At 67.3% G+C, this 7,974-nt stretch carries 6 protein-coding genes and 1 pseudogene; 2 read left to right on the forward strand and 5 right to left on the reverse strand.

All coding sequences use genetic code 11. The annotated features are described in order from the left end of the window. Positions 1 to 12 precede the first annotated feature (12 nt). From ACPYOD_RS15975 to mtgA, 4 genes are all read right to left on the reverse strand, one after another. On the reverse strand, positions 13 to 903 hold the full coding sequence (locus ACPYOD_RS15975) for a polysaccharide deacetylase family protein (protein ID WP_481302702.1): 891 nt from the start codon (positions 901 to 903) through the stop codon (positions 13 to 15). Beyond that, positions 849 to 1,634, reverse strand: a complete 786-nt coding sequence (locus tag ACPYOD_RS15980) for a formyltransferase family protein (protein WP_481302703.1) — start codon at positions 1,632 to 1,634, stop codon at positions 849 to 851. The genes ACPYOD_RS15975 and ACPYOD_RS15980 overlap by 55 nt, the downstream gene beginning before the upstream one ends. 78 nt (positions 1,635 to 1,712) lie before the next feature. Next, on the reverse strand, positions 1,713 to 2,684 hold the full coding sequence (locus ACPYOD_RS15985) for a glycosyltransferase family 2 protein (RefSeq protein WP_481302704.1): 972 nt from the start codon (positions 2,682 to 2,684) through the stop codon (positions 1,713 to 1,715). Between the two features lie 10 nt (positions 2,685 to 2,694). Beyond that, positions 2,695 to 3,435: a monofunctional biosynthetic peptidoglycan transglycosylase gene (gene mtgA, locus ACPYOD_RS15990; protein WP_481302705.1), complete on the reverse strand. Its 741-nt coding sequence runs from the start codon at positions 3,433 to 3,435 to the stop codon at positions 2,695 to 2,697. 106 nt (positions 3,436 to 3,541) lie between these two features. Between mtgA and hslO the strand changes: the two genes are divergently transcribed. Beyond that, the gene (gene hslO / locus ACPYOD_RS15995; protein ID WP_481302706.1) at positions 3,542 to 4,462 is read left to right on the forward strand and encodes an Hsp33 family molecular chaperone HslO; all 921 of its coding nucleotides are present in this window, start codon (positions 3,542 to 3,544) and stop codon (positions 4,460 to 4,462) included. A gap of 38 nt (positions 4,463 to 4,500) precedes the next feature. Here hslO and ACPYOD_RS16000 read toward each other — a convergent pair whose 3' ends face one another. Continuing rightward, complete coding sequence (locus ACPYOD_RS16000) at positions 4,501 to 7,395, reverse strand: bifunctional diguanylate cyclase/phosphodiesterase (RefSeq protein ID WP_481302707.1); 2,895 nt, start codon at positions 7,393 to 7,395, stop codon at positions 4,501 to 4,503. Positions 7,396 to 7,659: 264 nt separating this feature from the next. On the opposite strand from ACPYOD_RS16000, the pseudogene ACPYOD_RS16005 reads away from it, so the two are divergent. After that, positions 7,660 to 7,974 (forward strand): annotated as a pseudogene (locus tag ACPYOD_RS16005) (hypothetical protein); the annotation flags it as partial.

Consider the following 7,974-nt stretch of genomic DNA (forward strand, 5'->3'; position numbering starts at 1 on the left):
GGTGGAAGCAGTCTACTCCGGGCCGGCCGTACCGGAGTCATGGTGAGATGAAGGAGCGGAGCGCAGCGCGTCGTCACGGCTGCGTAACAGCCGCGCCCGAGTGAATCGGTACACGGGCCCCGCCCAACGCTTGAGCGGCTTCTTTACGTTCCAGCGCGTCCATTGCCCCAGGCGTGCGGCACCGTGTCCGGCGGCGAGTGCCACCGCGGACGTGGGTGGCGATTCGCGCAGGAGGGCGTAACGGCCGAGCACGGCGCAAGCCCCGGTATGACGTGTCGCGGTGCTGGGTTCGGACGTGAACAGCGTGCGGATGCCGGCGGCCGCGGCGGCGGTCAGCACGGGCGTCGACATGAACCCACCCGGCACGGATGCGGCGCATACGGCCTCCCCGAGCAGTTGCTCGAGGACGTCGACACTTTGCCGCCACTCGCGGTGCAGCGACCGTGTGTCGAGCCGCGAGATGTTCGCCGGGTGTGTGTGCGAGTGGCTCCCGATGAGGTGACCGTCGGCGCGCATCGCGCGGAGGTCGTGTGCGCTGACGAATCCGCGTGTGCCGATGCGGGCGGTGGTGATGAAGAAACCGCCGCCGATGCCGCGGGCCCGCAGTGCTTCGCCGATCCAGGGAGCGCTGCCGCCGCCGTCGTCGAACGTGAGGAAGCATCCCTCGTAGCGGCCTGTTGCGACGGCGTCGGGTTCCGCGAAGGTGAGCCCTGCCTCGACGAGAGCGTCCAGGTGGGCCAGGAAGTTCGCCGTGTCGAGCTTGTAATGCGCCGCGGCGCTGCCCGGGAACCCGCTGTCGTCCCAGCGTCCTCCGGACAGGACGTCGTGGTACATGAGGCTGACCAGGCTCATCTGGCGGCTGCCAGCGCGGCGCGCTTCCAGCGCAGGTAGCGGCTGAGCCACGGCTGTCCCCATGTGCCGCTGGCCCGGTCCGTGACGTCCACGGGCCGGGCCTCCCCGGCGACGATGTCGCGGATCCGCTGGGCGATGGCATCCAGGTTCTCGAGCACCATGCGGTATTGCACCCGCACGTGCGACTCGCGCGATTCGTCGAAGGGATAGGTGAAATAGCCGTAGATCGGGCCGGTATCGACGCCGGCGTCGATACGCAACAGCGTCAGTCCCACACGATCCAGGTCGCGTTCGGCGAGCGCCCAGAAACAGCCGTGGGCGTTCCGGTATTCCGGACAGATGCCCGGATGCATTACCAGAGAACCGTGCCGCGGGATGCGGTAGATCCGCCGCGCCAGCAACTGCTTGCTGCGCGCGATCATCACGTCGGGCGCATGCTTGCGCAGGAAATCGCCCACCTCGGGGGCATTCGCATCCGCAACACGGAGTTCGGGCACGCCCGGCGCCTGGCCGAACCGGCGATGGAGCGCCGCCAGGCTGTCGTCCATCCAACCGCGGTCGGCGGCGGCGAGTGCGAGGCGGTAGTACAGCCGCATCGCGAGGACGTCGAGGAACCGCAAGGGGCCGAGACGCCGCAGCTCCCGTTTGACGCGCGCACGTTTCTGCGCGGCGGTTTCCTCGATCACGACGATGCCGGCCAGATCGGAAAACGACGCCAGCCAGGCCGCGAGGCCCTCGCGGTCGAACGCGTCCCCGGCATGGCACATCAGTACCGTGCGCACGAATCGCACTCCGGATTCACCTGCGGCCGCATGCTCGCTTCCCGTCCATCGGGCGGGATCCACCGCCATGGAGGGATTTTACCGCTGGGGTGGGGAGGGCCCGCGATCTGCCGAAGGCCATAGGCCGCCGCGGCGCGATTCGATGTAGTAGAGCGGACGGCGCTTGGCTTCCGCGTAGGTTCGTCCGACGTATTCGCCGATGACCCCGAGTGCGAGCAACTGCGCGCCGCCCAGGAAGAGGATCACGACCATCAGCGTGGGATAGCCCCGCACGGGGTCGCCCCAGAGCAGTGCCTTTAGCATGACCCACAAGCCATACAGGAAGGCCAGGCCGGCGGCGGACACGCCGAGCCACGTGGCCATGCGGAGCGGCGCGGTGGAGAACGAGGTAATGCCTTCCACCGCCAGGTTGGTCAGCCGCCAGTAGTTCCATTTGGTCTTGCCGGCGCGGCGGGCGTCGCGATGGTAGGTGACGGACGTCTGCGGGTAGCCGATCCAGGCGAACAGGCCCTTCATGAAGCGCTGCCGTTCGCGCAGCCCGCGCATGGCCTCCACGGCGCGGCGCGAGAGCAGGCGGAAGTCGCCGGTATCGCGGGGCAGGGGGGTGTCGGACAGCTTCTCCATCACGCGGTAGAAGGCGGCGGACGTGAACTTCTTCGTGCGCGTTTCGCCGTCGCGCTCGCCGCGTGTGGCGTACACCACGTCGTATCCGTCGAGCCAGCGCGCGACCAGTTCGGGGATGAGTTCCGGAGGGTCCTGGAGGTCGGCGTCGATGACGACGATCGCATCGGCGTCGGCGGCATCGAGACCCGCGGTCATGGCGGCCTCCTTGCCGAAATTGCGCGAGAGCCGCAGTGCCTCGACGCGCGGATCCTGTTCGGCGAGTGCCACGAACATCGGCCACGTGTCGTCGCTGCTGCCGTCGTCCACGTAGATGACGCGGCACGTCGCGTCGATACCGTCGAGTACGCCGGCGAGACGGGCATGGAAGCTGCCGATCACCTGGGCTTCGTTGTAGGCGGGAACGACGATGGCAAGGGAAAACGACATGGAACGCTACTCAGTGAACGCGGCCGGCGACGGGCGCCGGCCGCGTGAGGTAAGCCGGCCCGCCGAGTTGCGCCGCCTGCCGCGCGATCCATTCCGCGCGGCGCTGCACATAGGCGCTCGGCGCATCGGCGTGGAAACGGTGCGGATTCGGTAACACCGCGGCGAGCCGCGCCGCCTGTCCGATGCCGAGACGGTCGGGCGTGGTGTGGAAGAACGCCTCGCTGGCCGCGCCTACGCCGTAGACGCCGTCACCGAGCTCCACGATGTTCATGTAGACCTCCAGGATGCGCTGCTTCGGCCAGAAGGTTTCGATGAGCACGGTGAACCAGGCTTCGAGACCCTTCCGCACGAAGCTGCGTCCGTTCCACAGGAACAGGTTCTTGGCAACCTGCTGGCTGATGGTGCTGGCCCCACGCAGACGCTTGCCTTCGTCGGCCGCGTCGATGGCGTCCTGGATGGCATCCACGTCGAATCCGTGATGGAACGGAAACTTCTGGTCTTCACCGGCCACCATCGCGATGCCCACCTGCGGCGAGATATGGTCCCAGGGTACCCAGCGGTGGCGGAATGCGAAGTCCCGCTCACCGTGCATCAGTGCCTCCACACGGCGCTCCATCATCATGGCACTGGTCCAGGGTGGCACGAAGCGCAGCGCGATCACGACGAGGCAGGAGAGCGCCAGCCACGCGACGAGCAGCAGGCCCAGCAGGCGGGCAATCCGGCGTAGTGGCGAACGAGGCGTGGGGCTCATGGCGGCGCTATGACGGAGGATGGCGCAGTATAAGGGGCAAGTCCGCCGCAGGCTTGTCGGTGCCCGCGTGCGTCCCCACCTTCCGTCGGATCACCAGGAGACCGCCGTGACCGATTCGATCGTCGAAACCCTTGCGTCCGAAGACGTGCTGCATCGCTTCATGCTCGAGAAAGCGGGAGTGCGCGGCGTGCTGGTGCGGCTGGGTGCCAGCTGGCACGAAATCGCATCGCGTGCCGATTATCCCAGCGGCCTGCGCGACACCCTGGGCCAGGCCGTGGCTGCCAGCGCGCTGCTTACGGGAAATATCAAGTTCGAGGGCGCGCTTTCGCTCGAGTTCAAGAGCCAGGGCGCCTTGCGCCTGCTGTTCACCGAATGCACGGACAAGGGCCGCCTCCGCGGCCTGGCGCGGTACGACGCGCAGGCGCTGCCAGCGCAGGTCGAACTGGCGAACCTGCCCGAGGCGATGCTCGCCATCACCATCGGTCACGCGGAGCGCGGCCGCTACCAGGGCGTGGTCCAGCTCGACGACACCGGCACGATCGGCGAAGCGCTCGAAAACTACTTCGAGCGCTCCGAGCAGTTGCCGGCGCGCATCCTGCTGGCGGCCGACGGCCAGCACGCAGTGGGGCTGATGCTCCAGCCCGTGCCGGGCGAAGGTGGCCATGGCGCCGCGGAGCAGGACGACGACGCCTGGACCCGGGTCGGCCACCTCACCGCCACGCTGAGCGCCAGCGAGATGCTCGCCACGCGCCCGGAAGAGCTGCTCTATCGCCTGTACCACGAAGAAACCGTGCGGCTGTACGAACCGAAGCCGCTGGCGTTCGGCTGCACCTGCTCGCAGGAGCGCGTGGAAGGCATGCTGCGTGCGCTGGGACGCAAGGAAGTGGAGGCAACGCTCGAGGACCGGCAGGGCGAGATCGAAGTGATCTGCGAATTCTGCGCCGCGCGCTACACCTTCGACCGCGTGGACGCGGAGCGGCTGCTGACCCAGTCCGAAACGCCGCCGTCGCCCTCCACGTTGCAGTAAATCCCAATCGCCGACCCTGTCGGCGAATCGAGGAAACCTCAGGCGTCGAGCGACAGCGGCGAGCCTAGCCACTTGCTGGCGGGTGCCGGTTGGGCGAACAGGAATCCCTGGCCGAACCGGCAGCCGATGCGGCGCAGGACGCGCATCTGCGATTCGGTTTCGATGCCCTCGGCGATGACCTGCATGCGCAGCGAATCGGCCAGCGCCTGGATGGCTCGCACCACCGCCGTGCTGTGCGCTTCGTTGTCTTCGGACGGAAGCTCGATCACGAAGGAACGGTCGATCTTCAGCGTTTCGATCGGGTACTGGTGCAGGTAGCTCAGCGACGAGTAGCCTGTGCCGAAGTCATCCAGCGCAATGCCCACGCCGTGGTCGCGCAGGTTTTCCAGGATGCGCTTCACCTGTGCCGGATTCTCCAGCAGCGCGCGCTCGGTGACCTCGACCCTGATGGAGCGTGCCGGCACCTTGTGCTCGGCCAGCAGGTCGAGCAGGCGCTGGTCGAGGTCGGGGGAGCGGAAATGGCTGCCCGAAACATTGATGCTCAAGAAGCCCTCGTCGCCCACCAAAGCGCGCGCCTGGCGCGCCACCTGTTCGAAGATCTGCCAATCGATGGCCTCGGAGCAACCGGTGTCTTCGGCCACCGCGAGGAAGTCGCCCGGCGGCAACAGGCCGCGTTCCGGATGGCGCCAGCGCAGCAGTGCCTCGTAACCGACGACCCGGCCGTTCTCCAGTTCCACGATGGGCTGGTAGAAGGGCACGAACTCGGCGCGGGTGAGCGCGCGGCGCAGGTCGCCTTCCAGTTCGAGCAGCGAAAGCGCTTCGCGGCGCAGGCGGTCGTCGAAGACGGCGGCGCGATGGCGGCCTTCGTCCTTCGCGCGGTACATGGCGGAGTCGGCGTCGCGCAGCAATTCTTCCGGACGCGTGTAATCCGGGGTGGGCAACGCGATACCGATGGAGGCGGAGGTGAAGATTTCCTTCGCGCCCAAGCGGAACGGCGTCTGCAACTGGGCGATGATGCGCTCCGCGATGTGCGTCGCCGCCTGCGGATCGACGATGCCTTCGACCAGCACGGCGAATTCGTCGCCACCCAGGCGGGCGACAACGTCGCGTGTCTTCAGGCAGGCGCGGATGCGGCCGCCGACCTGGAAGAGCAGGTCGTCGCCCACGAGGTGGCCCACGGAGTCGTTGATGACCTTGAACCGGTCGAGATCGATGAAGAGCACGGCGAAGAGTTCGCCGGGATTCTCGCGGTAGTGGTTCAGCGCCTGCTCGAGGCGTTGCAGCAGCAGGGTGCGGTTCGGCAGCCCGGTCAGTGAGTCGTGCAGCGTTTCGTACTTGAGCCGGCGCTCGACGCGTTCGCGCTCGGCGATCTGCTCGCGAAGGTCGCGGTTGGCGAGCGCGAGGGCGCGGGTGCGCTCGGTGACGCGCCGCTCCAGGCTGGCATACGCCTGCTTCAGCGATTCGGTGGTGTATTTGCGCTGCAGCGCGTTCGCGATGTGGTAACTGACGAAGGTAAGCAATTCCTGGTCGCGGGCACTGTAGGTGTGCTCGGGCGTATAGCTCTGCACGGCCAGCACGCCCATCGATTTCTCGTTCCAGATCAGCGGCACGCCCAGCCAGTGCAGCGAGCGCGCGCCGCTGGTGGAGAGCACCTGGTCGCGATTGAGGCGATCGATCTCGTCGCGGTCGGCAAGCAGCGCCTTGCCGTTGCGCAGCACGTATTCGGTGAGGCCGCGGCCGAGTTCGCGCGGCTCGCGCGCGCCGTCGAGTTCGTCCACGGAATACGGGAAGGTGAGCTTGTTCTGGTCTTCCGACAACAGCGCGATGTAGAAATTGCGCGCGTAAAGCAGGCCACCGATGACCCGGTGCACGGCCGCGTAGAAGTTCTCGATGCTGTCCGATGTATTGGCCAGTTCCGCGATACGGAACAGCGCCGCCTGGAGGCGCTCGCCCCGCTGGCGTTGCAGGACCTGCTGGCGCAGCACGCGGTTGGCTTCGCGCAGGGCGGCCGTGCGGGTGGTGACGCGCCGCTCCAGTTCCTCGTGGGCCTGACGCCGCTCGAGGGCCGTTTGCACGTGCTGCGCGACGTACGTGAGCAGGTCGCGGTCGTTCTCGGTGTAGCGCGTGTCGTCCCGGTAGCTCTGCACCACGAGCGCGCCGACCACGTCGTCGCCCCGTTTCATGGGCACGCCGAGCCAGTCGTCGCTGGGCGGGCCGATGTTCACCCGCGGACCGGGCAGGTTCTTTTCCAGTTCGCTGCTGGCGCCCATCATGGAGCGGCCGCTGAGCAGCACGTGCCATGTGAGCGTGTTCTCGATGGCCTCGATGGGGCGGATGCCCTCCGGATCGGGAATGTCCTGATCCTCGGTGTCCACGAAATAAGGAAAACGGACCGTGCGATTCTGTGCGTCGTACAGGACGATGAAGAAATTCTCGGCATACATGAGGCTGCCCACGATGCCGTGGAGCGCACTCATCATGTCCTTCATGTTGTGCTCGGCGCCCGCCTGTTCGGCGATGGCGTAGAGCGCGCGCTGGAGCCGCTCGGCGAGCGCGAGCCGCGAGATGGCCTCGTAGAGGTTCGCGGTTTCGGCGAGCTGGCGGAGCCGGGCGGAGGCGAGACGGCCGAGCCAGGACAACATGTCGGCCCAGGTGGCAAGATCCGTCTCGGTCGCCACGACTTCCAGGCTGCGCTCGTTCTGCGGGTCGACCGCCAGCTCGAGAAGCCCGGGGCGTGCCGGAACCGCTTCCGCGTCCGCGCGCCAGCCCACCTGGGCCTCGGCGAGGAGACAGTGGACGAAGGCTTCGCATTCGGCGCGCACCGATTCGGCGTCCGCAGCGCGCAGCAGCCGTTCGAGGGCGTCCTGCAACGGCTCCACGTCGCCTGGACCGGGCGCCTGCAGAGTCGGGCTTTGGGATGGAGCGAAGGTCATCGCCTGACGAGGTTCCGGTCGTGTTTTGATCAGTCTATATGCCTTGTCGCGGCCGCGCGATGGGGAGCCCGTGGCCGAGTCTCAGGACCCGTGCGCCTTATCGGCGGAATGCCCCTTAATCGTGGTCAACGGCAGCGATTCCGTTTCCTGAAGGGGGCTCCCGGGGGTGTTAGTAAAAAGTAAAATGGGATACACTCGGTTCCGTTCCCGATCTGGCTGAAGACGGGGCCTCGGGGAATATCAGCCGCTGCCGACAAACTATCCATGCGCAGATCCTTACTCACCATGCTTCTGTTGATGCCGTTCGCTACGGCAGGACAGGCTGCGCCGGTGGTTTCGGACGCGGCGCCGCCCCTCCTGGGTGCGAGCGCGGACGGTCAGCAAGACACTTCCGGGCTCCTGCCGGGCCGGGAAGACCAGGGTCGCGGCCTCGGCCTCACCGCCGACGAACGGCCGGACCAGGCCCGTCCGCTGGCGCTCAATCCTGTCGGGGCCGGCCCGTTCCTTTCCAGTGGGCTCCAGTACGACCTCGGTCCCCGCGTGCAGGCCCATGCCAACGTAAGCGGCCAGGGCTGGATC

Source organism: Luteibacter sp. HAY1-4A, assembly GCF_056755355.1.